We start from the raw sequence: 2,155 nt of genomic DNA on the forward strand, positions 1-2,155 counted from the left end.
TCACGATCCGCCGGAATTTCGGGGTCCACCGGTGACGTCGCCCACCGCCGAAATTCCGGCACATGCTGACGGCGCGCGTCATGATCCGCCGGAATTTCGGGAGGTGACTGGACCGGTGCCCAATTTCCGGCGCATCGTGACCGTGGGCGTCATGTTCCGCCGGAATTTCGGGCAGCGGACGGGTCGGGGCGCAGGAGCGGGAGCGGCGGGAAGGGACCGCGGGCGGAGTCAGTCGGTGGGGTCGTCGGGGCGGAGGTCGTCGAGGAAGTCCTCGAACTGAGCGGCCAAGTCGTCGGCACTCGGAATCGCCGCTTCGGCGCGGCGGTCGAACTCGGCCTCGAGCATCCGCACGTACATCCGCAGCTGGTCGTCGGACTCGATGATCTCGTCGTGCACGTCGCGCCAGGCATCGATCTGGTCGCTGAAGTCGACCCCGGCCGGCACACCGAGGACGTGGCTCAGATGTCGCGACAGCGCATCGGTGGCCTGCGGGTGCTCGGCGTTCATCAGGTAGTGCGGGATTCCGACGCGGAGCGAGACCGAGGGGATCCCGCGCACGTCGAGCGCAGCGTGGAGCACACCGGCGATCCCGGTGACACCTTCGTAAGACGGGGCGACGAGACCCAGACGTCGGGCGAGATCCGCATGGGCGGAGCTGCCGGTGACGGGTGGTCGGCGCGTGTGGGGGATTGCTTCGGCCGCCGAGCCGACGGTGACGATCGCCTCACAGCCGAGGGCCTCGGCCACCGTCACGATCGCCTCGACGTAGGTCGACCAGTACAGGTGGGGCTCGACTCCCACGAGCGACACGACGTCGCGATGACCCTGGTTGCGTTGCACCACGATCTCATTCGACGGCCACTGGATCTCGCGGATCCCGTCGTCGATCGAGACGAGCGGCCGTTGCTGGGTGAAGTCGTAGAACGGGTCGGGGTCGATGTCGCCGACGATCACCGCCTGGTCCTGGTCGATGAACGACTCGACGGCATGGCTCGCCGCGCTCGCGACGTCGAACCATCCTTCGAGCCCGACGAGCATCACCGGGCGGTCGAGCGTTCCGATGTCGCCCGTCGAGAAGTCGAGCACATCGGTGACGTCCACGGGATCAGTCTGCCAGCGTGACGGGTCGGGTCGGACTCCTGTCCGTCACAGATCGTCAGTCGAGCGCGGCGACGACGTGGTCGATCGAGCGGGTCAACGCCTCGATGTCGCTCGGTTCGATCGCCGGGAACATCCCGACGCGGAGCTGGTTGCGACCGAGCTTGCGGTACGCGTCGGTGTCGAGGATGCCGTTCGCACGCAGGGCGGTGCACACGTCACCGGCGTCGATCGCATCGTCGAGGTCGATCGTGCCGACGACGTTCGACCGTTGCGCCGGATCGCTGACGAACGGGCTCGCCCACTCGCGTGTTTCGGCCCATCCGTACAGTGTGGATGCCGACTCGGCGCTCCGACCGGCGGCGAAGGCCAATCCACCGTTGTCGAGCATCCAGTCGAGTTGCGCATCGAGCATCACCAGTGTCGCCACCGCCGGCGTGTTGTACGTCTGGTTCTTGAGCGAGTTGTCGAGCGCGATCTGGAGGTCGAGCGACGCGGGACGCCAGCGGTCGGACGAACCGATCTCGCCGATGCGATCGATCGCCGCGGGCGAGCACGCGGCGAGCCAGAGCCCGCCGTCCGATGCGAAGCACTTCTGCGGAGCGAAGTAGTAGACGTCGACCTCGCTCGGACTCCAGGTCAGCCCGCCGGCTGCCGATGTCGCGTCGACGGCCACCAGTGCGGTGGCGGCCGAGGTGTTCTCGGGGCGCTGCAGGTTCATCGCGACGCCCGTCGACGTCTCGTTGTGGGTCAGCGCGTAGAGGTCGATGCCGTCCTCCGCGACGAGTGTCGGATGGGTTCCGACATCGCTGCGCACGACCGACGGCTCACCGAGATGCGGAGCAGCTGCGCACGCCTCGGCGAACTTGGACGAGAACTCACCGAACACGGCGTGCTGGCTGCGTTCGCGTACGAGGCCGAACGTGGCGACGTCCCAGAACACGGTCGATCCACCGTTGCCGAGCACGATCTCCCAGCCGTCGGGAAGTCCGAACAGGTCCGAGAGCTTCGAGCGCACCGCTCCGACGAGGTTCTTGACCGGCGGCTTGCGGTGTGA

General features: G+C 67.5%; 2 protein-coding genes. Both read right to left on the reverse strand.

Annotated elements, in window-relative coordinates:
- Window positions 1-228: 228 nt before the first annotated feature.
- Window positions 229-1,101 carry a PAC2 family protein gene (locus WBV89_RS20740; protein ID WP_423983230.1) on the reverse strand — a complete coding sequence of 291 codons (873 nt, stop codon included), beginning with the start codon at window positions 1,099-1,101 and terminating at the stop codon, window positions 229-231.
- 55 nt (window positions 1,102-1,156) lie between these two features.
- Window positions 1,157-2,155: phosphoserine transaminase (serC, locus tag WBV89_RS20745; protein WP_423983231.1), on the reverse strand; the 999-nt coding region annotated here is incomplete at its 5' end.

Source organism: Ilumatobacter sp. (assembly GCF_049588435.1).
Classification (GTDB): Bacteria; Actinomycetota; Acidimicrobiia; order Acidimicrobiales; family Ilumatobacteraceae; genus Ilumatobacter_A.